Genomic DNA, 22,877 nt, shown 5'->3' with positions numbered 1-22,877 from the left:
TCACCTCTCGGGCCGCATCAGCTGCCCCGCCAGACAGGGCATCGGCTTCTTAAGCTTTTGAGCCACGTGCTTTAAAATAAACTCTAAGGCCTCTTCCCTATCTTTATCCAGGCATATCCTCTCAAGTTTCACTTGCTCCTCTTCATCCAACACTATAAATACTTTGCTCATTAAACTATCACCCTCTTAAACGTCCAGAAATATCTCGCAGGGCCGCTAGAAGGGTATCAATATCGTCCCGGGTGTTAAAATAACCCAGGCTTACCCGGACTGCCCCCCGTTCTAAAGTGCCTATACTGCGGTGAGCGCAAGGTGCGCAGTGCAGCCCAGATCTTACCATGATCCCATAAACCTCGTCTAGCACATAAGCTACTTCACCAGCACTCACAGAAGTTAAATTAAAAGACACTACACCAACCTTGGAGGTAACATCAGGAGGGCCATAAATTTCTAAGCCGGGTATTCTTTTTAAGCCTTCCTGCAGATAACCGAGAAGCTCTAGCTCTTTTTTCCGGATGTTTTCCACGCCAGTCTCCAGCAAAAATTTCACCGCCGCTTTCAGGCCCGCTAGCCCCGCCACATTCTGCGTACCTGCCTCATATCTGTCAGGCAAAACCCGGGGCTGCTCTTCTAAGATAGACTCGCTTCCTGTCCCTCCCTCGATAAGGGGCTCCGGCTCAAAGCCTTCCCTGATATATAAACCGCCTGTCCCTTGAGGTCCCATTAACCCTTTGTGACCAGTAAAGGCTAAAAGATCGATATTCATGGCCTCCACATCAATGGGGTAGGCCCCTGCTGTCTGGGCAGCATCCACCAGAAAAGGTATACCCTTCTTGCGCGCTATTTTCCCTACTTCCTCCACCGGCATCAAAGCGCCGGTAACATTGGAAGCATGGAGCATGACTATCATTTTGGTCTCTGGCCGGATAGATTCCTGTAAATCGCGCAAACGAAAAGAGCCTCCTTGAGGACAAGGGAGGGCAGTTATTTTAATTCCTCTTTCCCGCTCAAGCCTTTTTAAAGGCCGCCAGACGGCATTATGCTCCATCGAAGTAGTTATAACGTGATCCCCCTCTTTAAGCAATCCCTTTATGGCCAGGTTTAAGGCTTCAGTAACGTTAAAGGTAAACACTATGCGGCTTACATCTTTTATGTTGAACAGGCGGCCTAAATGAGAGCGGGCCTCATATACAATTCTATCAGCCTCCAAAGCAAGCTTATAGGCTCCTCTCCCAGCACTGACCCCTGTATGGCGCAAATAATCATCTATGGCCTTATATACTCTCTCAGGCTTAGGGAAAGAAGTGGCGGCATTATCCAGATAGATACCCATAAATAAACCCCTTCTCCTCTTTTTAAGAAGGCCACGGGCAAATATCTCCTACCCGTGGCCTTAAAACTAATACCCCAGGGATTCCTTCACCGCTTTTACCACGCGCTCAATTTCTTCATCCGTCCAGACAAAATCGTGGTGTTTTTTAACTCCCAATTTGGTCACCATAACATAGTCGGTCACCGGAAAGCCAGCATGTTCTACTGTAGCTTTAGCACAAGCTATGGGACAGCCGTCAATAACTACGATCCTTTTGGCCACTTTGGTGGATTCCACAATGCTCTGCACATGACCCCCGAGGCCGGCCAAGCAAAAAAGCTTGCCTACTCCTTCTTGGTCCAGCTTTACCGCCGCCTGGTTGGCCAGCTGCCCTACATTCGACCCTCCGGCGCAAGGGAAAATCATAATTTCTGCCGGGTCGCAGGTGCACTTTTCCGCCATACACCCCACTCCTTTAGCTCATTTCCTCCTGGACCCACTTCTTAATCTCCTCTTTGTCAGGCACCCGGCCGAAGACTTTAACTTTGCCGTTGATGACCAGCCCGGGTGTCATCATGACCCCATAATCAGTGATCTTGTTGATGTCAGTTACCTTTTCCACGTCAGCCGCAACACCCATTTCGGCCAGAGCGTTTATAACATTTTGTTCCAGCGCCTTACACCGGGCGCAACCCGGACCTAAGACCTTGATTTCCATTATTTAACGTCCCCTCCTTCTTTGGGAGTTGAATTTAAAAGCATTTCCATGGTAGGAATGGCGGTAGCAAATACGGTAGAAGCGCTGACAAAGCGAGCAATCAAGACAGCCTCCATAATCTCCTGGACGGTAGCCCCTTCCCTCATGGCCCGCTGGGCATAAACCTTAGTGCAATACTCCGAACCCAAGGCTGCCGCAGCAGTTACGTACATCAACATTTTATACTTTATGGGAATAGCAGGCAAGGTTTCAACAAATTGGCTTGACCTGGCCTGGTCCATTACTCCCTGAGGTACCAGCTGGCTGAGCAAGCGCATAGGATAGGGATCGCCGCCCAATTTCTCCTGCATCTTCTGCAATACCTGTTCGAGATTCATTTCACCGGGACCCATAAGTAACGCTCCCTTCCCTGTATCATTTTTACTATTTTACTATTGTTGCCCTACGAAACCCTTATACACGGACTTACCTCTGGCTCTAGGCAGAGCTTTGGCCGCCAGTCTGCTTAAAGAATCTACCACCTCCTCGAGTATACCCCCAGGAAACCCCATAACGGTTTCTGATAGGTCAATGTCGCTCGCCTCCCGGCACCCATAGCAGCCAAAACAGGCATTCACCTTTTGTTTCATAAAGGGAACTACCGTGGCGTCAACACAGGTGGCCTGGAAGACCCCGGTTTCAAAGTTTAGCCTGCCACCAGTATTAAAGACAGAAGCCAGGATAATCCACATAAGCTGTTCCGGTAGCCCTTCTACCACCACTACATCCGGCACCACACCTTCTGCCTGGGAAAGGGGGAGCAGGCGCACAGCCTGATATTTGCCCCTCTCTAGTCTCGGCATAAGGGACATGGTATACTTGGCTGCAGCGGGCTGGGCGAACAGTCCCAGGTTAGCTAGCATGTCACCTTCGGCAATCTTTTCCGGCAAAGGTTTGAAGCCGAAGGCTGCCGCGGCTGCCGGACAGGCGATGTTTTCCGCCGTCAAAACAACCTCTTCTCCGTGCCTGGCCAGCATCAAAGCCTGGCAGTAGCGCATCTTCCTCTGCTCTAAATGATCCCCATACGTCCTTTCACAAAACTTAACCGCTACAGGTTGAGTTTTTAATCCCAAAATGTCCACCATCTTTTGCGCTAATTCCCTCAAGGACACGGACATAAATCCTCTGACCTCCCCCAAGCAAATTTTTTACTCCTTTAGCCGACCAGCGCTCCAAATACCATGCCCGTTAGGGTGGCCATTATGACTACCAGAGAAACATAAGCGAAGGTTTTCTTAAAGCCCAGGACGCTGTTGATAACCAGCATATTGGGCAAACTTAAAGCCGGCCCTGCAAGAAGCAGGGCTAGAGCAGGCCCCTGGCCCATGCCAGAGCCCAGAAGCCCCTGTACAATGGGTACTTCCGTTAGAGTGGCAAAGTACATAAACGCTCCTACAAGGGAGGCAGTAAAGTTGGCTAAAAGCCCGTTGCCCCCCACCACCATGGAAATATACTTGGCCGGGATTATCCCTGTATCCACGCCGGGTCTGCCCATGAGAAATCCGGCCACCAGTACCCCTCCAAAGAGAAGGGGTAAAATCTTAATGCTGAAATCCCAGGTGGAATCCACCCAGGCGGCTAATTCTTCCCGCGTAAACCAGGCCCGCAATATCAGGGCCAGGGCTATGAGCAGGCCGATCACCAGATACCACTTTACGCTGTACACGGCATACCAGAAACCTACCTTCTCCGCAGGCTTACCCCAAGCGGCAAAGACGAGTATCAACACCAGGACCAGGAAGTACAGCGTAGTCTGGCCTAAAGTCCGCCTTGGTTCGCCTTCACCTTCAGGCATGAGCAATCCTTTGGTCCTCTCCTGCTCTTCTCCTCTAAAGAGAAGGGCCATAATAAGGCCTATAACTACCGAAAACAGGACCGCTCCCAGGGCCCTGGCCAGCCCTATTTGCCAGCCCAGAACCCGGGCCGAAAGGATAATGGCCAGTACATTGATGGCTGGGCCGGAGTAAAGGAAAGCTATGGCTGGTCCTAAGCCCGCTCCCCGCTTGTAAATACCCATAAATAGAGGCAGTACAGTGCAGGAACAGACAGCCAGTATGGCCCCGGAAACCGCTCCTACTCCGTAGGCCGTCACCTTGGGGCTGTCTGGGCCCAGATACTTCATTACGGCCTGGGAAGAAAGGAAGTTGCTCATAGCCCCCGCGATAAAGAGGGCAGGTACCAGGCAGAAGAGCACGTGCTCCCTAGCATATTCCTGTAGCATGTAAAAAGCTTCTAGGATGGCGCTCTGCATCCTGGGATGGTGGAAGGGGAGAAAGTAGGCTGCTAGAAATACGGCTAAAATTAAGAGCAGCTTAATTTGCTTGCTCATAGGAAGAACATCTCCTTTTAAATTAGCTTTAAAAAAGCTGTACCAAATTTGAACTAAGCTAAGTCGTTATGGGTATCTTCTATAGGCGGTGGACAAGAACTCAATACTTTCCCGCTGGCTACGAGGGCTTCAAAGCGCTCCCACTCTTCTTTCATTTGGGGGATATCTTTGATGGGAGTAGCCAAAAATATCTCTAGTTCCCTCTGGCATTCAGCCAACACCTCCTTATTCACCCGGTAACGGACGCGCTGGCCTTCTTTCTTTTCCTCCGCCAGTCCCACCGCTTTTAATCTCCTTAGATGCTGGGATACAGTGGGTTGGGCGATATCCATCACCGCCACCAATTCACAAACGTACATGTCGCGCTCTAAAAGGAATTTAATTATTTTCATGCGCGTGGGATCTGCCAGGACTTTGAGATATTCGATTAGCCGTTCCACGCCTTCACTCTCCTTAAGCGGTGTAATTTGAAATACGGTGAAATACACGGTAACGCAATAGAATTGGCTCTTTATATTACTATATTGCTATATTGCAATTTAAATTTTAAAACAAACACCCTCGGGTGTCAACCTTTTTGTAACCATCCCCAACAATTCCTTGACAGAAATTCAAAGGTAAAATAATATATAAGCAAATGATTATGCGCAACCAACTGCAAATAGGACCAAATGTTCAGGAGGTGAAGCAATGCTTGGAAATAAAAGAAGCTGAAAAAATATTTAAGGCCCTGGGCCAAAGCCTGCGCTTAAAAATCGTCGCCCTTTTGGCCGAGCAGGAGTTCTGTGTATGCGAGCTGGAGGAAATCTTCAATGTTTCTCAGCCAGCTATCTCCCAGCATCTGCGTGTTCTTAAAGAGGCTGGCCTGGTAGAGGAAGAAAAGATAGGCCAGTGGGTATTTTATTCCTTGAGAAGGGAGTTCCTGGAGAGGTTTCTGCAAGATTTTTCCTCCTATCTGTTTTCTCCTTTACAGGACAAAAAGGGGTTGGAACAGGAAAAGCTCCAAGTTGAAAAGCTAAAGCAAAACCCCAAAGTTAATTGCCGGCCGGTAAGAAGACAAGAATAAAAAACTAACTGTAATCCGAGTGAAAAAGCAATATATGAAAAGCAGCGTGCTATCTAGAAAAGCACCAGCAGCCAAAATAGTAACCTAGAAAGGGAGGTCAAAACTGGTTATGCCCAACGGCCAAGCTGCAGCACGCCTTTCCTTGCTGGACCGCTTCCTTACTCTATGGATTTTCCTGGCCATGGCTTTCGGTGTAGGCTTGGGTTATTTTGTGCCAGGGGTGGCTACGGCCCTGGATAAGCTTTCTATTGGAACCACTTCCATCCCCATAGCCATAGGCCTGATTGTTATGATGTACCCTCCCTTAGCCAAAGTAAAATATGAGGAGATGGGCAAAGTTTTTAAGAACTCCAAGGTGTTAGCCCTCTCCCTCATCCAAAACTGGGTAATCGGCCCTATTCTGATGTTCATCCTGGCCATAATCTTTCTCCGGAACTATCCTGAGTATATGGTAGGGCTTATTCTTATAGGCCTTGCCCGCTGCATCGCCATGGTCATTGTATGGAACAGCCTAGCCAATGGCGACAGTGAATATGCGGCCGCCCTGGTGGCCCTCAATTCCATCTTCCAGGTCGTGTTTTACTCTATATATGCTTATATCTTCATTACCGTATTGCCTACCCTCATAGGGCTTAAGGGTATGCGGGTGCAGGTGTCCATTGGAGAAGTAGCCACCAGTGTAGCTATTTATCTTGGCATCCCCTTTGTGGCCGGCTTTCTTACCCGGAGGATACTTTTACCTGCTAAGGGCAAAGAGTGGTACGAAAAAGTTTTTGTGCCTAAAGTAAGCCCCTTGGCTCTAATAGCTTTGCTCTTCACTATTGTGGTCATGTTCTCCTTGAAGGGCAATTATATTGTTAGCCTTCCCATGGATGTCGTGCGGGTAGCCATACCCCTTATCGCCTACTTTGTAGTGATGTTCTTGATATCCTTTTTCTTGAGCATGCGGTTAGGAATAAATTATGCCCAGACCACTACCCTCTCCTTTACAGCAGCCAGCAACAACTTTGAGCTGGCCATAGCCGTAGCCGTGGCCGTCTTCGGCATCAACTCCGGCCAGGCCTTTGCCGCGGTAATCGGCCCCTTAATTGAGGTACCGGTAATGATCGGCCTGGTCAATGTGGCTCTGGCCTTTTCGCGCAAATATTTTACCCCTACGGGAGAGCCCAAAACGGCGAGCAACAGGGAATAAAGTGTGTTAAAAAGAAGGGCCTACCATCGGGGCCCTTCTTTTTAAAATAGTGGAAAGGGGAAACTATCATGCGCGTGCTGTTGCTACAACCTCGCCCCAAGGGAGGTCTGGGATTCCAAAGCACCATCTGCGTTGAACCCTTAGGACTGGAAATTGTAGCAGGTGCCTTAACAAGTGCCCATCACCAGGTCAAACTTTTAGACTTGCTCGAAGGAGAATTGCCGGTTAACGCAGTAAAAGAATTCAACCCCCAGGCTATAGGGATAAGCTGTTCCTTCGCCGTAGATACATACCGTGTGCTAAATTTAGCCCAAGCGCTGCGCCAGATCAATCCAAAGTTTTTCATTTTCGTAGGGGGACACCATGCTTCCCTTACTCCCGAGGCTTTCTTCCACCCTGCAATAGATGCGTTAGTAATAGGAGAAGGCGAAACCACTACACCAGAACTGATCTCTGCCCTAGAGGGCGGGCAAGATTTGTCCCAGGTGCGCGGCTTGGTATTAAACTATCCTGACGGCCAGGTCTTTACCGGTATCAGGCCATTGTTGACAAATTTGGACCAAGTACCCTTCCCCCGCCGTGATCTCACAGCCCCCTATCGTCCGCACTATTTTTTAGGTTTCCGGCGCCCGGTAATTACAGTAGAGACCTCTAGGGGTTGCCCTTACCGGTGTAATTTCTGTAGCGTTTGGCGTTTTAACCGTGGAAGGTTCAGAACCATGTCACCAGAGCGAGTGGTAGAAGAGCTAGCCCAGCTTCCTCCTGGAGATGTCCTCTTCACCGATGATAATTTTCTGGCAGATATTCCCCGGGTACTGCGTATTATAGCCCTTATTAAACAAAAACGGCTCCCCCGGAGGCGTTTCATTATCCAGGCCCGAAGCGATACTATCGTCGCCCATGCGGACTTAATTGCTAAGCTAAAAGAGGTAGGTCTAGACCAGGTTTTTATAGGATTCGAAAAAACAGAAAATCAAGACTTAGAAAATGTAGGAAAGCGAAACACCGTAGAAAACAATGAACGGGCCCTGAAGGTATTGCAATCCCTTAACATTGGGGTGTATGCCTCTTTTATTGTAGACCCACAGTTTAATGAAACCGACTTTAAAAAACTCGCTGAATATGTCAAGCGCTTACGCATAAGCCAACCTTACTTTAGTGTGTTAACCCCTTTACCCGGTACCGAGCTCTTCGAAAAAGTAAAGGAACACATAACAACTTTCAACTATGAGCTATACGATCTCTTACACGCTGTACTGCCTACCAAACTCCCCCTACCCCGGTTCTACCAGGAACTGGTCAATTTATATCGTTCAGCCTATCTAAAACCCTCTAATGTCCTATTTACGGTTTGGTGGGCACTAAAACAGCTTCTACTTGGAAAAATTTCTTTAAGTCATTGGCGACGTCTCTGGTATGGAGCCAAGCTAACGGTCAACCCTGAAGCCTATTTTAAACCATTAAATTAAGGAAGGGGGTTAAAAATATGCCTCTGCGCCTTAATTTGGAGTTCGCCAAGAGGTTTGTGGGGGAGAAGCTTCTCGAGCAAGTCTTAAACTATCTCGAAGGTGACCCCAAAGCGAACATTCCCCGCTTTCTTCAGGTTCTCGAGCTCCTTACGCGCGACCCAAACTACAAGGAGCAAATCAGGAAACTAAAGGAGGTCTACGAAAACGACGCAGTTGTCCACGAGTACCTCAACAAGATGTTTTCCGAGATTGACCGGGGAATGCGCCATAAGATGGTGTGCAACGTGGTGGTCAACAGCCTGCTTGTCGGGGCCGCGCGGCGACAACAGGTCAAGGAAAAGGAAGGCATACACATTCCTTTTACCATCCTTATCGACCCCACAAGTGCCTGCAACCTGAAGTGCACTGGGTGCTGGGCCGGAGAATATGCCAAGCACGACCAGCTTGAGCCCGAACTTTTTGACCGGATCATTCGCGAAGCTAAAGAGCTCGGGATTTACACCTTCGTCCTTTCGGGGGGTGAACCCCTCCTTTACCCCCACCTCTTCGAACTTGCTGAAAAGCACAATGACGTTGCCTTTATGATGTACACCAACGGGACGCGGATCACGGACGAAGTTGCCGAACGCCTGCAGGAACTTGGAAATATCTCTCCAGCCATCAGCCTTGAGGGATTCGAAGAACTTACCGATGCCCGGCGCGGAAAGGGCGTCTTTGGAAAGATATGTGCCGCTATGGATCGCCTGCAAGAGCGCGGGGTCCTATTCGGTGCTTCAGTAACGGTGACCAAGGACAACATCGAAGAGGTAGCAAGCGAAGCCTTTATCGAGTTTCTCATCACCAAAGGAGTTAAGTACCTGTGGTCTTTCCACTACATCCCCATTGGCCGCGACCCTGACGTGAGCTTGATGATCACTCCGGAACAGCGCGCTTGGCTCTATAAGCGCTTCAGGTACCTACGTACCCACAAGCCCATTCAGATTATCGACTTCTGGAACGACGGGGAACTCACCTGCGGGTGCATAGCCGGAGGCAAGAGCTACTTCCACATTAATGCTCGCGGGGATGTAGAACCGTGTGCCTTCGTGCATTTCGCGGTGGACAACATCAGAGAAAAGTCCCTTAAGGAAGTTTTAAGTTCTCCGTTGTTCATGGCCTACCAGAAGAGGCAACCTTTCTCCGAGAACTACCTCCGCCCTTGCCCGGTAATCGATGTGCCGGAAGCCCTCCGCGACATTGTCAGGGAGACCGGGGCACGCCCGACACACCCGGGTGCCGATACAGTGCTGGGAGGAGAAATTGGGAGCTTTCTGGACCAGCGCTCTTCTGAGTGGAAACGCGTCTCTGACAAGGTCTGGGTACACCGCACCTCTACCAAAGCCCCAAACTAGTTACCTTGCGCCCGACTGTTCAGACCGAAATTCACAAGTAAAAATATTGGGGGCTGAGAGTGGCACCAGAGGTGCACGTAGCGATCTACCGTTTCTTGGCTACCCTGATAGCCTGCTCCGGCTACGTGGAGGGTATAGGTTATACTGGCTCGACGATCCAAAGAGTATCCTAGAAAGAGTTACCCATTATTGGTTCGTTACATCTCGAGCTCCAAACTCGGGTCCGCCATTCCGAGTCTTATTGCGGGCCTATCTGGTAGCACGGGGGAGTGAGTAAACCTGCGTAGCCGACTGACCCCGTTAAGGTTCACCCACCTTGCCGTCGCCCTGATGGTCCTCGCGCTGGGGGCGCTCTCAGGCTGTGCGTCGGGAGTACTGCCCCAAGCCGCCCCCGACAAGGCGCAGGCGCTCCAAGAGCAACCTGCCGCCCAAGCCCCCACCCAGACGCAGCAAGCGCTACCCACATCGGCCCCGGCCGCCGTGCGCACAGTTCAAGCCACCGTCACCTCCGTCTCCGACGGCGACACCGTCCACGTGAACCTCAACGGCCGCGACGAGCGGGTGCGGATGTTCGGCGTCAACTGCCCGGAGATAAGCCACCCCGACCTGGGCATAAAGGAGGAGCCCTATGGCAGGGAGGCGAAGGCCTACACCGAAAGGCAGCTCACGGGGAAGAAGGTCTGGCTTGAACTCGACGTCCAGGAGAGGGACAACTACGGCCGCCTGCTGGCCTACGTGTGGCTGGAACAGCCCTCCTCCGGTTCCGAGGAAGAGGTGCGGACCAAGATGTTCAACGCCCGGCTCCTCCTGGACGGCTACGCCCAGGTCATGACCGTCTCCCCCAACGTGAAGTACGCCGATATGTTCGTCAAGTTCCAGCGGGAGGCCAGGGAGCAGGGCAAGGGGCTGTGGGGAGCGGCACCCGTCCCGACGCCGGGCGGCGGGGCCGGGAAGCAGGGCAGCGGCAGCCACTACATAGGCAATGCCAGGTCGAAAATCTTCCACCTTCCCACCTGCGATTGGGCGCAGAAGATAGCGCCGCACAACCGGGTGGAGTTCGGTAGCAGGGAGGAGGCCCTGAACGCCAGGTACAGGCCGTGCAAGGTGTGCGGGCCGTGAATGTGTATTGAGCAGGTTGGTAAGGTATTTGGATATTAGTACGTAAAGGGTTAATTTCTGCCATAAAAAGGGAACCTGCCAGAAGGGTTGAGAAATATGCGTAGAACTGTTAAGGCTTTGGGGCTAACTATCTTATTTGCGATAACGTGTGTTGAAGTCCCTATGCTAGGGTTACCGCCACTCGCCACTAGCACACTGCTTAGTACTATACTTCTTCTTGCCACCTTGGTCATGGGTATCGCAGGCGGGCTTGTTGCAGGGACGCTGGGGCCCGGGTTTCTACTCCTAAAGGGAGCCCTTTCTACTCCTAAAAGGAGCCTTATCGCTAGATGCCCGGGCCGTAATGCCTCTTATGATACCGGCCAACACAGTCCTGGTAGCGACTTTCGGCCTGCTTACGGACCAGAATATTTGGCTCAGTATCCCCGTGGCCTCAGCGTGTAAATGCGTACTCCTTATGATACTGCTCAAATATGCTGCCGTCCTGACCGCCCGGCGTGCCCAGAGTTTCCTTGCCTCCCAGTTCTTTGGCACCATATTGGGCGGGTTTGCAGCAGTTTGCATTTATAACGCATTCTCCAGACGGTATAATATCTCATGAGGCTATAACTTACCATGTCTTAAGCATGCCAATAGGCTGCTACCATTGGCGATCCTTACTGAGCTTGACCCTTAGAGGAGGGACTTTTCCGTGAGAGTCTACGTAGACCAGGACCTCTGCACCGGCTGCGGGGCCTGCATAGACCTGTGCCCCGAAGTTTTTGACTGGGACGATGAGGGCTCCTCTCGTGTGATTGTAGATGAGGTGCCCGAGGACTTGGAGGATTGCGTCAGGGAAGCCGTTGATACGTGCCCGAGCGGAGCGATAAGGGAAGTATAGACCGACCAAACAAAAAGGTCGGCCCCTTTCCCGTGCCTTATCGCTCAACTTTGCGGCTAAAGGGACCAACCCCGATATTGTCTTTACTGACCTAAAAGACTTTTATTCCCCCACTACTTCGACCAGCCGGATCCCTGGTATTTTCTCATAATGCTGGCGGTTGTCCGTCAGGATGACCAGCCCATATTAAACTGCTGTACTCCCGATCAAAAGGTCCATGTCGGCTACTGTTATTCCCTTACTTCGCAGTTCTGCCCGGAGCCGCCCGAAGGTGCGGGCTACGTCTCGGGTTACGTCAACCACAACCAACCCCGCCAGAAAGTCGTTCAGCGTTTTCTCTTTGTCCTGCTGGTCTGGTGCCCGGAACACGCCTTCATAGAGCTCGGCCAGGGAAACTACGCTGACGCTCAGCCGTTCTTCACGGTAGACCTTCAACCTGGTTACATAAGGTTCTCTGCCGCGGAGATAGTATACTGCCCAGTCGGTGTCCACTAGGTATTTTGCATGGACTACCACCCGGGTACCGCCCTTCCCTCTCCGTGCCGCCGCGCATAGACTTCAGCCACAAAGCTATCGGCGTCAAAGTCAGCCCAGGAACCAGCAGCCTTTTCGAATTTCTCGACAGCTTCGTCTTCCGCCCTTTCGCGCTCTAAAGCATTCAGCAGTATTTCCTTCTCCTCCTTGCTGAGACGCCTGATCTCGTGAAGGATTCTCTCAACCGTAGCCACCACTATCCCTCCCGCCACTATTATATCCTGAAAGCATTGATCTTTTCCAGCATTTTGGATCAATATTTAAGGGCCGGACCTAGCCTTCGCGCCTCTATCACGCCGCTTCTTGCTCACTCCCGGCCCTTTCGATGAGCCGAATTAATTCTAACGCTGCCTTCCGGATCTTTGCGACCCGGAACCAGCCCGCTTCGACCGCCCTGACCACTTCCTCGCTCCCCGGGGAGCCCGTCATCACTTCCTGGTAAACGGCTTCCGGTATCGCCACCGTACCCCACAGCCTTTTCAGTAGCCACAAGAATCCTATCCGGCTGAGGCCGATGAGAACGGGAGCGTCACTCACCACCAACGGACCTCAACCCCTCCAGGGTTTCTAAGTCGCTCACCAGGTCCTCCTCGTCGTAGTCCAGCTCCACCCCAAAGTCGGCAAGGGCTTCCAGGAAGGAAGAATAACTGGTGCCCGAAAGCTCCACCGCTTTGCCCAGGGATATCTTCCTCTCGGCGTAGAGGGAGACCGCGAGCCTCTTCATTATTTCCCTGGCCGGATCGCGGCGGGGCCCCAGGGCCTCCCGTATTTCGTCCGGTATGCGCAGGACCACCTCTGTCACTCAGACCACCTCACAGTGCGCCTCTGTTTGGCCTCAAAACCAGTATAACCTCTGGTACCCGCTTTTACCATGCTTTTTTACTTCCTACGGAAAAAATCAAAATCGGCCCGAAGGTGGGGCCGCAGGGAGAAATGCGTTCACTTCGCCAAGGCTTTCAGGAGCGGGTACACCACGGCGGCCTCCCCAGCGAGGAGCGCCAACACCTCCCTCATCAGGCATGATTGCGCCGCGGCGACCTGTTTGATTATCTGTGTCTTGGCTTCGGCTATTTCCGCTTTGATCTCGGCTATCCGCCACTCAATCCTCTCCGCGCTCGTTTCACTGATATTTTTCCGCAGCCCCTTCACCGTCTGGTCCAGGAAGGCGACGAGCTCTTGGGTCGCCTCCTCGCCCAGCTTCTCGCGCAGAGCCCCCGGAACGTGGCCGATTATCCCCATTTCGCTCACGCCCTTCCACTCTCCATTCTACGCCCTGGAATCAGGCCGGTCATAAAAAGGCTCCTGAGTGAGAGGACCCGGACCGTCCGGGGCAGCTAGCTGGCTATCCGGCCAAATTCGGACAAATCCATTCAACACCTCGCAAACCCCACCAGCTTGCCGGCCAGTTCTATCGGCAACTGGTCACGGTTGTCCACGCCGACCGCAATCACCTCCACATCCGGCCTGGCCTTGATCCGGTCGACAAACGGGTGCGGCGCGAGCATTACCGTAGCCACGAGGGGCCGTGGACCGTCCAGGCAGGCCAAGACCAACTCCGCAAAGGAAGGAGCGAGGAGCTCCATCTTGCCTATCTCGTCGATTACCAGGAAGCGCTTGGACGGGTCCTTCAGGGCCGCCGCGAGCGGCCGCAGGACCATCTCTTCGAAAGCCGCAACCTCCACGGTGTAGCGGCCAACACGGTAGCGGCCAGTGCCAGACGCGCGGGCAAGGATGATCCTTGGGCCTCCCAGGATCTGGGCCGCAAACCCGGTACGCTTTCCGCCTTCCCTGATCTCCTCTGTGTAAAACCCGGCCGTGACCCCTGCTGGCAGCAGCTCGAGCAGGCGCCGCACGACCGTTGTTTTGCCACAACCCGGCGGGCCGGTGAGAAGGGTATTTTTCTTGGCGCTCATCTCGTAGAGGCCCACCCCCTTGAGTCGTTACTGTGTAAGCTTGACTACGACCTGCTGCCTCTTCTCCACCCAGCCTACATCATATCCCAAAGCCTCCGCCACATAACGGGCCGGCAGGAAAACGCGCCCCTGCCTCTCCACGGGCGCCACGTCCATGGGTTCTACCCGCCCGTCAACTTCTATTTCCTTCCTGCCCACCTGTAGCACTATGGTGTGGCCTTGGGAAGAAATCTTTACGAGACGCTCTTTCTCATCCCAAAAAATACCTTCGCCAGGCACTCCCAGCGCTTGCGCCAAAAACCGTAAGGGCACAAAGGTGCGGCCTTCCTGCGTAAAGGGAGCCACGTCCATCTCTTTTGTTTCACCCCGCGAAATGTACTGTTTCTCGCCCAAAGTGAAAACTGCCGCCGGGATACCCCCACCTTCTACCAGGTAGGCCCGGCTGAAGGCTTCCCTCCCCTGGCTGTCAAAAACCTTAACTTCAAGAGACACTGGCCCATAGGCCCGGCTAAAATCAAACCTGGCCAGGTAGGGAGGGGTGCTGGTCCGGGCTATAAGCCTGCCGTCAAGATAGTATTCAACGCTGCTGATAAAGGGGTCGTAAATCTTGGCATAAGCGCCAAGGATAACTTCACCGTTCAGCTTCTCCCCTTCATTGAGCTCACGGTAAGAAGAAGCCGTGCTGCTCTGGCCAACCTGCTCTAAGTAATAAGGGCTGGCTATGGCTTCCCGGTAGGCCTTCAGCACTTCTTCTTTGTCGCTGAGCCGGTAATCGCTCACTTTAGCCTGGGTGTAGAGAGGGTCACTTTCATCAAGGTCAAAATACACAACCGCCTTAACGCGGGGATAAAGCAGGGGCAAGGTATTATAAAACTTACGGATATAGTTGGCCGCCCACCGCGTTACATCCTCCTGATAGGGTTTGAGGGCGGTATGGGCAATCCCGAACTCTCCCACCATAAGGGGCTTGCGGCCGGCAAACACGCGGTACCAGTAGTCCAGACGCTGCAGCGGGTCTATCCCTGCGCCGGGCTCGTCTGCCCTACCGCTCAAATAGTAGTCGCTGTAAAAGTTCACGCCCACCCAGTCCACGTAAGCATCTCCCGGATAATAGGAAAGGGCGCTGGCCTTGACCCCTTCCGGCTGGACTATATCAAAGGGATTCCAGACCATGGCTACATTAGGAGCAAACTCCCGCATAATGGAAGCGACCTTCCTGAACCAGAAAACATATTTCTGGGGATCGCCGTGCCACTGGTTGGTCCCCTCCATGTTCATTTCCGAGGCAAAGCGAAGGAACACCGGTATGTTTAACTCTCCCAGGCGCCAAGCAATATCCAGTATATCTTCTTCCCGCAACCCGTCCAGCCCGCAGTTCGGTTCCAGCGCAAGCACCAGCCCGGCTCCCGGGACCTCCCGCACCTTATGTATGGTATCCCAGGGTAGGTATACATCACCCGGGCCATAGATATGCGCGTAGCTTAAGAAAAGGGCGTGCTGCCTACCGTAGAGATCTTTCACCCGGTTGTAGTCGTGCCTGGCCTGCCCACGCTCTTCGTAAAGCCCTAAATAGGCACCCCTGGGCGGCTCAAACTTGGCCAAGGGAGGAACGTTCCCTGTCTCTGTCTGGTAGAAGAGACGCACCACTGGCCGCAGCGCTTCTCCCCGGGCCGTCTCCCCCCAGGCCCAGTCAGGCCTGCCCGCCCGCTCAAAAAGGGTGGCCTCTCTAGCGTAAGCTTCTCCCGCTTCAATGAGCTTCCCCTGGCGCTCACAAAGGTAAAATATTTTCTGCCAGGCCAGCCCGGCATTAATAAGGTCGCCCTGCTCTTCGAAATAAGCAGCGGCCCGCCGGTAAAGGGCTTCCGCAGCAGCCGGATCGCCGGCCTCAATCTCCCTGGCCTGCTGCCAGTCCGACCACGGGTCGTAACCTGCTGACGCTGGCGGAGCAAATAGTGCCACCAACAAGAGTAACACTGCTACCTGAGTAACTCCGAAAAGTCCTGCCTTCCCCCACCATTTCTTCACTTGCTATTCCCCCCTTCACGTGGTGGAATTTCCACATCCAATTCCCAACCAAAAATCAGAATAATACGCGGCGGCACCCCTCTTCAACATACGTTAAATGACTTCCAGTTCTGTCAGCAGCTCAGTCTCTTCGTCCACAAATACTATAAGCTGGCGCCCATCCAACGTATTTGTGTGAACCAGGGCAACGCTTTTCCCCGGCCGGTAGTGCTGAAAGCGCACCGTGTGGCAGCCCGGGTCGCCACAGCGGCACATGTCTACCACCTGCAGCCGCTCAATCTGTGCCAAATAGGGCTCCGGGTCGATGGGAGGGTCTAGGGGCAGGACCTGCCCCGTCTCAGCGTCCACCCAGCGGCCGCCGCCAAGATATTCTCCCGTAGAGAGCAGTGACAGGGCCTGCCGCAACCACTCCCTTTCTTCCTCGGTTAACGGACGCGGTACTTCACGCACCAGCCCTCATCTCCTTTCCTGGCCGCACCGTGGCCTCACCTGTCTGTGGGGCCAACGCTGGCCGACTCCTTCGCGTGCAGTAGCTTTTCCCGGTAATACTGCACAACCAGCCCGTCCAACTTCTGGCTTATGGCCAGCAGCGTCTCCGTGTCCGCTAGGTCCACCGCCATGAGCTTCCTCCGCATCCTTTCTATCTGTACGAGGGTTTTACCAATGCTCATCCTCGCCCTTCCTTTCCGCTATTTTTTCGACATTTTCTAGCTTAACCGCAGCTCAAGCCAAAACTCAAGGGGAAATTTGTCGAAAAACTGGACGCCTCTGGAGCCGCTGGTGCCGGTAAACGCGGCCCGCTTCGTAACCAGCCTACCAGACTGGTACCTATGGGGTTCCTCCTGCTCTCGCCCCCGCCCTACCGGAAGCGCAAAGGCGCCCTCACCCCCGTTTTCACTGCTCCCAGCCTCGAGTAGTGAAGGGCGTCAAGGAGCAGTGGCTGGAAGTTGCGGGACATCACCAGTATCTTCCCTTCTGGTATCGTCCGGAGTTCGGCTGCGCTGAAAAGTTCCACCCTCTGGCCAGTATCGCCGTACCTGTCCCTGGCGGTAGCATATCCCGCAAGCGTGCTCGCATACTGGCCCGTCTCCCCCGATGCCCCGGGAAAGTATATCTTGGTCTTAAGGTTGTTCAAAATGTCCTTCTGTTCCTGCTCGGAATACTCCCGGGCCAGCTGCTCAACCCCCTGAAGCCCGATGCACAGGCTTATTCCCCGGGACCTCAGCGTGGCCGCCATGTTCGCAAAGCCCGGTATCTTTCCGATGTTTGGGAATTCGTCTAAGAAGAAGTATACAGGCCTCCCCGGTGCGTCCGCAATGTGTTCGAGCAGCTGCCAGAAAAAGGTCGCCGTCAGCGGCTTCAACAGGTGCGCCCTGCGCTCCGGTATCCGCACAAAAAGGACAGAAGGCTTTTCCCTGAGAACCGTGAAGTCAAGGATGCTGCTTTTACACGCCACTTCAGCGACATCCGGCCGGTCGAACACCCGCACCGAAGCAGTGAGGATGGTTCGTATGGAACCCGCGGTCTCCGGAGACTGGATGCTCTGCAGGTACGCTAAGTAGCGGCTGAGAGCCCTGCCTCCCACCTGCTTGAAAATCTCTGCACGCTTCTCCTCGTCCATCTCGCTCACTATGGTAACGGCTTCCCTGACCGTAGCACGGATGCCCAATAGTTCCCTTGCGGCATACAGTACTGCCTCGAACAGCGGAGCGCTAAAGTTTATCCATTGGGTATCAGTACCGCGTCCCTCCGGATCGTAACCGTTCCTCAGTATAATATCAGCAATGTCGCTGATTTCGACTTCATCCCTGGCGCAGCGCAGCGGGTCGTAACCCAACGAGATAGCCGGTTCCGTGGGAGCAAACGTATACACATCCCAGCCCCTCTTTCGCAGGACTGGAGCCGTTACCTCTTCCAACTCTCCTTTCGGGTCCGTCACCACAGCTGATGCGCCCGGCGCCAGTTCCAGAAGGTTGGGTATGAAGAAGCACGTACTCTTACCGCAACCTGTAGGACCGATCACCGCTACGTGCTCGAACGAATACCGTGCAGAAAGGCGCACTGCTTTCCAGCCGCCCAGCCCCTTCTGCCCCCCGATTATCACACCGTCGTTACCCAGCAACTTTTTCACTTCTCCCAGGCTGCCCCATTCCGCGGAGCCCTGGTGGGATGCGTAGCGTTTCAAGAGTAGCGACTGCCTTTTCTGCTGCTTCCAAAATGCCAGCACGCGCGGGCCCACCGCAGTAACGACCGCCATCACTACGAGCATCAGCATACCAAAGTATACTGCAGCCCTGATTTCGTAGGGCGCCCACGGCCGGCCTTCAAGCCGCGCCAAAAGGAACGACTGGCCGGCAGTTATCACGTCTCCCGGCGCCCCCGCCAGCTTCAAAAAGGCCGAATATACCAAAATGAGCCCTAACACAACAGACAGGAGCGCCAGCCAGTATAAGGATGCGTCTTCCTTACTGGTGCCGTCGCGGGACATATCTTCTTCCCCCTCCTTGATAACAAATAGTCTGCAGGTTTCCCTTGTTGCCACAAACTGGCATCTGGTAGGAACACACCGCGCAAATTTTCGCCCAAGGCTAAAATTAAAAAGGCCCCGGGCACAAACGGCCCGGGGCCAACCACCGCTACTCCGCTGAAGCTTCCTTCCACAGCCTCGCAGCCTTTCCTGACGGCCACAAGGCCGCCGCAGTTGCCAGTGCTGCGCGGGCCGCAAACACACCCTGCCCAGCCATTTCCGCCAGTACCTCCCAGTCCTTCCTTGACGCAGCCTTAGGAACCGCATCTTCCTCCACATATGTCGTGGTAAGTACCGCACCGCTTTCCTTAAGCAGTTCGGCTACCGGCCCCGACACCTTCAGCACGGGAAGCCCATAGTAGCCCTTATAAGTAACCTGAAGAAGCCCCTGCCGCGTAAGCCACGAAATTACCTCCACAACCTTCCGCTGGGAACACCTGCTTTTTAACAGGCCATATTCCGGCAGCTTAGTGTAGCCCTCCTTGACTATCTTTTGCGCCCTGCTGCCCGTGAGTATGGCAGCTGCAGTGGTAGCGCCAACCTGGTTCGGGTGCCGCATAAAAAACCTGAGGGCTGCTTCTATTATATCCGAGGCCTGTGGTGATACAGCCTGTGAAGCCTGGAATTCAAACCGCTGCTTCAACTGCTTCAGTTCCGCCAGAGCATTGTCTCCGTAAGGCGGCGCGATCCGCCTGCCGCCCATTAAGACCGCCCCGTCTTGGAGCGCAAGGTTTCCTTTCTCCCACTGCTCCGCGAAAGCCGCAGCCTCCCCGTACGCGTTCTTCACCAGAGGCATAATTTTGCAGAGCTCCGGGAGGGCTTCCCACCTGGAACGCACCTCCTCCCATAACTCCTTTCCTGAGTTTTCCCACGCCTGACGCAGAACCCCTTGTATTTCACCAGCGGGAACTTTGGGCGCATTCAGTATCTCTTCCAGAGTCGAACAAAGGTAATCTTTCACTTCATATACACGCACAGGCGGCTGAGGCCCGGGAACAGCAAGAACTTCACCCCGTACAACTAAGTTGCCCGCTCTCAGGTTCCGGACCAGCGCCTCCAGCTCAGACACCTTCTTCGCAACAGCTGCCGGATAAAAGTAACCTGCTAAGCTTTCCCGAACTCTTTCTAAACACCTCTGTGCGCTGTCTACAATGCCATCCCTGCTGAGCTTTTCTGCCCATACGGACTTAGCGAGGTTTACTATAGTGGCCTTGTCCTGTTCCAACTGGGCTACGCCGCGCTTGTCAACCTGGACGTGCCCCTGAGAGGAAACAACGGCTGACACACCGCATGGACACCGGAAAACCCATGCTCCCCCCACGGTACGCACAGCCACATACTCCTCCCGAGACACCTCGCAGAGCGCCCTGGAAACGGCCCCGGAACTTCTTTCAGGAACAATGCCGGCAAACCGTGCCTCCAGCAGGCAGCGCAGCTCGGACGAATACCATTCGTGGTGCTTTTTAAATGCCTCCACAAACGCCCCCAGAGGTCTCTCCTCTCCTGAAGCTTCGTACCCCAGAAAGTCCAGCTCAGTCAACGGCATTACTGCAACCTGCCCCGGCGCACCATCCAGAACCCGCTTCAACCATGCCGCCGCAGTGGGGGCGAGGCGCGAAAGCAGTTCCCGCAGTCCTTCTGCGGATCCAACGCCACAGCGTTCCAGCAGTTCACGCCCCACCAGCAGCTTGTCGTCCAGCACGATGTTTTTCTGGCTGCTCACCCGGATGCGGCTCAGGCTTTCCGGCCTTGCCGGACCGAATCCGGCCCTTTCGAGGGCGAGCCGAAAGGCCTCCCTGACCGCCGGGCTGTCGCCCTTGGTCAGCACGCCACCACCACCCCCGGTAGTCTGCTGATAAATTCCAGGAGCTTCCGGAACCTGCTGATGTCCACAAACTCAGCCGCAGCCCTGTACACGGCAACCGCCGAATCTCCTGTATACCACTCTCTCGGGTCTTCGGGGTTGAGAAAGAAGGTCCTCTTGACCACAGCAGAAATCTCCTCCAGAATGCCGACCTCCGGGTCGTACCTGTTCGTCCGCGCGTCCCCAAGAAACAGCACTACCGTCTCGTGGTCGAACGCGTCCCGGTACCTCCCCCACAGAGATTTCAGCATCTTCCCGTAGTTGGAGTAGCCCCTGTAGTCTACGGCGGCTGCACTGACAACCCTGTCAAAGCACTCCCCGTAGGTGGGCAGAGAAAAATATCCGGTCACTTCGTCGACCTCAGACACGAACACGAAGTGCCTCACCCGCCCACCGAACGCCTGGTGAAGGCCATACATAAATGCCAGAAAAAGCCCGGTGACTTCTTTGACCGACCCGGACACGTCGCAGACCGTCACCAGCCTTCGCAGCCGCCGGCGTCTAGCCGAACGGCAGAGCCTGAAAGGCTCGCCAAACGTAGCCAGGCTAGCACGCAGTGTCTTCCTGTAATCCAGTACCCGCCTCCGGTTCGCCGGCCCGGGCAGCCCGCCGATGAGCGGCTTGAGGGCGGCGGCAGCTCGGCTAATCTCCTCCGTTAGCAGGGCAAGCCGTGCCCTATCAAGCCGCTCCAACCGCGCATCAAGCAGGTCAGGTGGGATGCCCACCAGTTCGGTAGCCAAACCATTAAAAGGAGTTCGGCCCAATGCACTAAAATCCGACCAGCTGTTCTTGCGGGTCTTATACTTACACCGCGCCTTTTCTACCGCCGAGGCCAGCTTTATAAACCCCCGTAGGGCGTCCTCTACCGCCGGGAGGTCACTTTCGCACAACAGCTTCTCTACAGCCAACCTGCTTACGGCTACCACAATATCCCTGCGATCTGCATCGCTTAACGGGTCACGCACCAGCTCAGATGCGGCCGAAAACACCTGGCCCGCAAGGTAAAGCTTGAGCGATTCCGGAATGGAGCCACCTTTACCCGACGCTAGCGCTGATGCCCACGCCGGAACCGCCCCGACAGGCGTACCCACGGCCTCAAAACTTTTATTGCTGGCGCCATCCTCCTCAACCGCTTTCTGTTCCGTGCGGCCCGGCGGCGGTTCCTTCCGCCGCCCGCCCGCACGCCTCCCTTGCCCTTCCAAGGACATAACGGCAACAGTGGCGACTACGTCAGGTCTGAGCCCCAGAAAATACTCGTCAAATGCCTCGTTAAACTTCTCAAAGTCCCCGACACTCTTTACCATGCAGAGCTGGAGAGCCTCTCGCAACCCCGTAAGAGACATCGGCCCTAAGGCAGCCAGACCGGCTACAGCATCACTTACCTCAGCAGTACTCACCCTAAGCCCCTTTTTCCTGGCATACTCGCCAAAACCTATAATCGACCGCAACAGGGTATCGTTTTTAAGCACTCTCCGCACCCCTTTCTTCTCTTTCGCCGCTGTCCTTAAACAGCTTCTCGGCGGCACGGACACCCAGCCGCACATCGTCTTTGTTCTTAGCAAACACCGCCAGCGCGGCTTCTATCTCACTGGCACCGAATTCTTCGCCCGACGTGGCCAGAAGGGCGGCGGCGAGCTCTATAGCCTCAGCTACAGAGGGCACGTGCTTCGGGGAAGCCTTCCTGTATTCCGCCAGGAATTCAGCTACTTTCCGGGCAAAGCGCTCGCTGGCCCCCGGCACTTGTGCCCTAATAATTTTCGTTTCCCTCTCTCTGTCAGGAAGATCGAGCCAAAGATAGAGGCACCTGCGGCGCAACGCATCCGACAGGTCCCGGGTCCTGTTAGACGTTAGCAGCACCAGGGGTTTTTCACGGGCAACAATCGTTCCAAACTCGGGTATCGATACTGCCCAGTCGGACAGAGCTTCCAGCAGCAGGGCTTCGAACTCCCTGTCTGACCGGTCAACTTCGTCCACGAGCAGCACACGGGGCTTGCCGTCCACCGGTGCCAGTGCTTCCAGAACAGGCCGCCGCACAAGAAACTCCTCTCCCCAGAAAGGGGCCTCGCGGTCAAGCACGTCTACAGCTTCTGCCAAGCTCTTTGTGCCGTTAAGGACCTGCGACACCCGGTCCCGCAGGGCGTTCAGGTAGAGCAGCTGCTTACCATAGTTGTATTCGTACAAAGCCCTAGACGCGTCTATCCCTTCATAACACTGGAGCCGCACCAGCTTGGCCCCCAGCACTCTGGCTGCGGCCTTTGCCAGGCTTGTCTTGCCCGCCCCGGGCGGCCCCTCGACCAGTATCGGCTTCTCGAGTACCTGAGCCAGCGACAAAGCCGCACAAATTTGCTGCGTGGGAACATACGAAATTCCCTGCAGCTCTTCCCACCATTCTTTTGCGCTCAGCTTGCGCATTGTACGGAGCGAACGTTAATACGTCCGCTCCCGCACCTCCCTTCCAAAAACTATCTTTAGGGGGCTAAAAGGCCACGCACCGGAACG

Annotated in this window: 28 protein-coding genes; 7 read left to right on the top strand and 21 right to left on the bottom strand. The window is 54.3% G+C overall.

Annotation, left to right across the window (positions count from 1 at the left end):
• From B9A14_RS17150 to B9A14_RS08735, 8 genes are all read right to left on the bottom strand, one after another.
• Positions 1-171, bottom strand: a complete 171-nt coding sequence (locus tag B9A14_RS17150; RefSeq protein ID WP_157109886.1) for a hypothetical protein — start codon at positions 169-171, stop codon at positions 1-3.
• Positions 172-178: 7 nt separating this feature from the next.
• The gene (locus tag B9A14_RS08765; RefSeq protein ID WP_084665338.1) at positions 179-1,333 is read right to left on the bottom strand and encodes an aminotransferase class V-fold PLP-dependent enzyme; all 1,155 of its coding nucleotides are present in this window, start codon (positions 1,331-1,333) and stop codon (positions 179-181) included.
• 66 nt (positions 1,334-1,399) lie between these two features.
• Positions 1,400-1,774 (bottom strand): putative zinc-binding protein, encoded by a 375-nt coding sequence (locus B9A14_RS08760; protein ID WP_084665337.1) that lies wholly within the window; start codon positions 1,772-1,774, stop codon positions 1,400-1,402.
• A gap of 13 nt (positions 1,775-1,787) precedes the next feature.
• Positions 1,788-2,030 (bottom strand): thioredoxin family protein, encoded by a 243-nt coding sequence (locus B9A14_RS08755; protein WP_084665336.1) that lies wholly within the window; start codon positions 2,028-2,030, stop codon positions 1,788-1,790.
• Positions 2,030-2,407, bottom strand: coding sequence for a carboxymuconolactone decarboxylase family protein (locus tag B9A14_RS08750; protein WP_172839116.1), 378 nt, complete (start codon positions 2,405-2,407; stop codon positions 2,030-2,032). Before B9A14_RS08750 ends, B9A14_RS08755 begins: the two co-directional genes overlap by 1 nt.
• A gap of 54 nt (positions 2,408-2,461) precedes the next feature.
• Positions 2,462-3,187, bottom strand: coding sequence for a DUF169 domain-containing protein (locus B9A14_RS08745; RefSeq protein WP_084665334.1), 726 nt, complete (start codon positions 3,185-3,187; stop codon positions 2,462-2,464).
• A gap of 38 nt (positions 3,188-3,225) precedes the next feature.
• Positions 3,226-4,398 (bottom strand): permease, encoded by a 1,173-nt coding sequence (locus tag B9A14_RS08740; RefSeq protein WP_084665333.1) that lies wholly within the window; start codon positions 4,396-4,398, stop codon positions 3,226-3,228.
• Positions 4,399-4,451: 53 nt separating this feature from the next.
• Positions 4,452-4,838: an ArsR/SmtB family transcription factor gene (locus B9A14_RS08735; protein ID WP_084665332.1), complete on the bottom strand. Its 387-nt coding sequence runs from the start codon at positions 4,836-4,838 to the stop codon at positions 4,452-4,454.
• Positions 4,839-5,092: 254 nt separating this feature from the next.
• Between B9A14_RS08735 and B9A14_RS08730 the strand changes: the two genes are divergently transcribed.
• The 7 genes from B9A14_RS08730 to B9A14_RS08700 all read left to right on the top strand — a co-directional run bounded on the left by B9A14_RS08730 (position 5,093) and on the right by B9A14_RS08700 (position 11,515).
• Entirely contained in the window at positions 5,093-5,464 is a 372-nt protein-coding gene (locus B9A14_RS08730; protein ID WP_197686495.1) for an ArsR/SmtB family transcription factor, read from the top strand.
• A gap of 109 nt (positions 5,465-5,573) precedes the next feature.
• Positions 5,574-6,656: an ACR3 family arsenite efflux transporter gene (gene arsB / locus B9A14_RS08725; protein ID WP_084665331.1), complete on the top strand. Its 1,083-nt coding sequence runs from the start codon at positions 5,574-5,576 to the stop codon at positions 6,654-6,656.
• 68 nt (positions 6,657-6,724) lie between these two features.
• The gene (locus B9A14_RS08720) at positions 6,725-8,125 is read left to right on the top strand and encodes a B12-binding domain-containing radical SAM protein (protein ID WP_084665330.1); all 1,401 of its coding nucleotides are present in this window, start codon (positions 6,725-6,727) and stop codon (positions 8,123-8,125) included.
• A 17-nt stretch (positions 8,126-8,142) separates the two neighbouring features.
• A complete protein-coding gene (locus B9A14_RS08715; RefSeq protein WP_084665329.1) occupies positions 8,143-9,516 on the top strand; it encodes a radical SAM protein in 1,374 nt (457 codons plus the stop codon).
• Between the two features lie 480 nt (positions 9,517-9,996).
• Positions 9,997-10,635 carry a thermonuclease family protein gene (locus tag B9A14_RS17735; RefSeq protein ID WP_231967664.1) on the top strand — a complete coding sequence of 213 codons (639 nt, stop codon included), beginning with the start codon at positions 9,997-9,999 and terminating at the stop codon, positions 10,633-10,635.
• A gap of 96 nt (positions 10,636-10,731) precedes the next feature.
• Positions 10,732-11,079 carry a hypothetical protein gene (locus B9A14_RS08705; protein WP_084665327.1) on the top strand — a complete coding sequence of 116 codons (348 nt, stop codon included), beginning with the start codon at positions 10,732-10,734 and terminating at the stop codon, positions 11,077-11,079.
• Between the two features lie 247 nt (positions 11,080-11,326).
• Entirely contained in the window at positions 11,327-11,515 is a 189-nt protein-coding gene (locus tag B9A14_RS08700) for a ferredoxin (protein WP_084665326.1), read from the top strand.
• A gap of 186 nt (positions 11,516-11,701) precedes the next feature.
• Here B9A14_RS08700 and B9A14_RS08695 read toward each other — a convergent pair whose 3' ends face one another.
• From B9A14_RS08695 to B9A14_RS08635, 13 genes are all read right to left on the bottom strand, one after another.
• Positions 11,702-12,031, bottom strand: a complete 330-nt coding sequence (locus tag B9A14_RS08695; RefSeq protein WP_084665325.1) for a type II toxin-antitoxin system VapC family toxin — start codon at positions 12,029-12,031, stop codon at positions 11,702-11,704.
• Positions 12,025-12,243: a hypothetical protein gene (locus tag B9A14_RS08690; RefSeq protein WP_172839115.1), complete on the bottom strand. Its 219-nt coding sequence runs from the start codon at positions 12,241-12,243 to the stop codon at positions 12,025-12,027. Before B9A14_RS08690 ends, B9A14_RS08695 begins: the two co-directional genes overlap by 7 nt.
• 97 nt (positions 12,244-12,340) lie before the next feature.
• Positions 12,341-12,589, bottom strand: a complete 249-nt coding sequence (locus B9A14_RS08685) for a PIN domain-containing protein (protein ID WP_487251164.1) — start codon at positions 12,587-12,589, stop codon at positions 12,341-12,343.
• Complete coding sequence (locus tag B9A14_RS08680; protein WP_084665322.1) at positions 12,579-12,851, bottom strand: UPF0175 family protein; 273 nt, start codon at positions 12,849-12,851, stop codon at positions 12,579-12,581. The genes B9A14_RS08685 and B9A14_RS08680 overlap by 11 nt, the downstream gene beginning before the upstream one ends.
• A 137-nt stretch (positions 12,852-12,988) precedes the next feature.
• Positions 12,989-13,288 carry an LA_3696 family protein gene (locus B9A14_RS08675; protein ID WP_422938473.1) on the bottom strand — a complete coding sequence of 100 codons (300 nt, stop codon included), beginning with the start codon at positions 13,286-13,288 and terminating at the stop codon, positions 12,989-12,991.
• A gap of 131 nt (positions 13,289-13,419) precedes the next feature.
• Positions 13,420-13,962, bottom strand: coding sequence for a nucleoside-triphosphatase (locus B9A14_RS08670; RefSeq protein WP_084665320.1), 543 nt, complete (start codon positions 13,960-13,962; stop codon positions 13,420-13,422).
• A gap of 27 nt (positions 13,963-13,989) precedes the next feature.
• On the bottom strand, positions 13,990-15,987 hold the full coding sequence (locus B9A14_RS08665) for a stalk domain-containing protein (protein WP_084665319.1): 1,998 nt from the start codon (positions 15,985-15,987) through the stop codon (positions 13,990-13,992).
• Positions 15,988-16,080: 93 nt separating this feature from the next.
• Positions 16,081-16,437 (bottom strand): hypothetical protein, encoded by a 357-nt coding sequence (locus B9A14_RS08660; protein ID WP_084665318.1) that lies wholly within the window; start codon positions 16,435-16,437, stop codon positions 16,081-16,083.
• A gap of 35 nt (positions 16,438-16,472) precedes the next feature.
• Positions 16,473-16,658 (bottom strand): aspartyl-phosphate phosphatase Spo0E family protein, encoded by a 186-nt coding sequence (locus B9A14_RS08655; RefSeq protein WP_084665317.1) that lies wholly within the window; start codon positions 16,656-16,658, stop codon positions 16,473-16,475.
• 188 nt (positions 16,659-16,846) lie between these two features.
• Positions 16,847-18,712 carry a type IV secretory system conjugative DNA transfer family protein gene (locus tag B9A14_RS08650; protein WP_172839114.1) on the bottom strand — a complete coding sequence of 622 codons (1,866 nt, stop codon included), beginning with the start codon at positions 18,710-18,712 and terminating at the stop codon, positions 16,847-16,849.
• Positions 18,624-20,342, bottom strand: coding sequence for an RQC domain-containing protein (locus B9A14_RS08645; protein WP_084665315.1), 1,719 nt, complete (start codon positions 20,340-20,342; stop codon positions 18,624-18,626). The genes B9A14_RS08650 and B9A14_RS08645 overlap by 89 nt, the downstream gene beginning before the upstream one ends.
• The gene (locus B9A14_RS08640; protein WP_172839113.1) at positions 20,336-21,847 is read right to left on the bottom strand and encodes a VWA domain-containing protein; all 1,512 of its coding nucleotides are present in this window, start codon (positions 21,845-21,847) and stop codon (positions 20,336-20,338) included. Before B9A14_RS08640 ends, B9A14_RS08645 begins: the two co-directional genes overlap by 7 nt.
• Positions 21,840-22,790 (bottom strand): AAA family ATPase, encoded by a 951-nt coding sequence (locus tag B9A14_RS08635; RefSeq protein ID WP_084665313.1) that lies wholly within the window; start codon positions 22,788-22,790, stop codon positions 21,840-21,842. Before B9A14_RS08635 ends, B9A14_RS08640 begins: the two co-directional genes overlap by 8 nt.
• Positions 22,791-22,877 lie beyond the last annotated feature (87 nt).

The organism is Thermanaeromonas toyohensis ToBE (assembly GCF_900176005.1).
In the GTDB taxonomy this organism is placed as follows: domain Bacteria; phylum Bacillota; class DSM-521; order Neomoorellales; family Neomoorellaceae; genus Thermanaeromonas; species Thermanaeromonas toyohensis.
Note: the sequence above shows the minus strand (reverse complement) of the source record. Positions and strands in the feature narration are given on the sequence as shown.

Coding starts and splice junctions, on each gene's coding strand:
- B9A14_RS08755 (WP_084665336.1), bottom strand. CDS start 2,030: ATGGAAATCAAGGTCTTAGGTCCGGGTTGCGCCCGGTGTAAGGCGCTG.
- arsB (WP_084665331.1), top strand. CDS start 5,574: ATGCCCAACGGCCAAGCTGCAGCACGCCTTTCCTTGCTGGACCGCTTC.
- B9A14_RS08670 (WP_084665320.1), bottom strand. CDS start 13,962: ATGAGCGCCAAGAAAAATACCCTTCTCACCGGCCCGCCGGGTTGTGGC.
- B9A14_RS08760 (WP_084665337.1), bottom strand. CDS start 1,774: ATGGCGGAAAAGTGCACCTGCGACCCGGCAGAAATTATGATTTTCCCT.
- B9A14_RS08655 (WP_084665317.1), bottom strand. CDS start 16,658: ATGAGCATTGGTAAAACCCTCGTACAGATAGAAAGGATGCGGAGGAAG.
- B9A14_RS08720 (WP_084665330.1), top strand. CDS start 6,725: ATGCGCGTGCTGTTGCTACAACCTCGCCCCAAGGGAGGTCTGGGATTC.
- B9A14_RS08675 (WP_422938473.1), bottom strand. CDS start 13,288: ATGGGGATAATCGGCCACGTTCCGGGGGCTCTGCGCGAGAAGCTGGGC.
- B9A14_RS08740 (WP_084665333.1), bottom strand. CDS start 4,398: ATGAGCAAGCAAATTAAGCTGCTCTTAATTTTAGCCGTATTTCTAGCA.
- B9A14_RS08635 (WP_084665313.1), bottom strand. CDS start 22,790: ATGCGCAAGCTGAGCGCAAAAGAATGGTGGGAAGAGCTGCAGGGAATT.
- B9A14_RS08705 (WP_084665327.1), top strand. CDS start 10,732: ATGCGTAGAACTGTTAAGGCTTTGGGGCTAACTATCTTATTTGCGATA.
- B9A14_RS08765 (WP_084665338.1), bottom strand. CDS start 1,333: ATGGGTATCTATCTGGATAATGCCGCCACTTCTTTCCCTAAGCCTGAG.
- B9A14_RS08745 (WP_084665334.1), bottom strand. CDS start 3,187: ATGTCCGTGTCCTTGAGGGAATTAGCGCAAAAGATGGTGGACATTTTG.
- B9A14_RS17150 (WP_157109886.1), bottom strand. CDS start 171: ATGAGCAAAGTATTTATAGTGTTGGATGAAGAGGAGCAAGTGAAACTT.
- B9A14_RS08715 (WP_084665329.1), top strand. CDS start 8,143: ATGCCTCTGCGCCTTAATTTGGAGTTCGCCAAGAGGTTTGTGGGGGAG.
- B9A14_RS08750 (WP_172839116.1), bottom strand. CDS start 2,407: ATGAATCTCGAACAGGTATTGCAGAAGATGCAGGAGAAATTGGGCGGC.